Genomic DNA, 549 nt, shown 5'->3' with positions numbered 1-549 from the left:
CGTATGGATAAACACTTATTATTAAAGGTTTTATATGCTTTTATATTAATTTCATGTCAATAGAATATTACCACGAATTATTACACGACTCATTTAAAGGTCTTATATGAAAGACTTATAAACAAAACGTGTATATAACCCTATAAAAAAGAGTAATACTTCTTAAGTATTACTCTTTTAACTATATAGTTTTATATAAAACACTTAGTTTATTAAACAGATCTTTATGATCCTTCTTCTTTTTTAATAACTCATTTTTCTGTTGGTTGTCTACAGAAAGGAAAGGGGATGTCAATGTCATGTTATAATTCGTTATTTCTTTTATTAATTCCGTAGTTATTTCTGAGATTTGCAGAAATAACACATAAAATTGTGATTCATTTTCATTCATTTGTTTTTCTCTGAAATTAAGTTCTACAAACTTGTCAGTATAACTTGTCAATTTCATATCAATATAATCACTATAACTCACATGTAAAGCCATAAAGCGATTAAACTCAGATGAACTAATTAATTTCTTTGTTAAGCATAGATGCACTAAATATATCC

The 549-nt window shown here is 25.5% G+C and carries 1 pseudogene; it reads right to left on the bottom strand.

The window, feature by feature from the left end:
- Window positions 1-181 precede the first annotated feature (181 nt).
- Window positions 182-549: pseudogene (locus AC1DJR_RS32965) on the bottom strand (hypothetical protein); the annotation flags it as partial.

This window comes from Bacillus sp. 05T31 (genome assembly GCF_056396725.1).
This window is presented reverse-complemented; position numbering and strand designations above follow the sequence as displayed.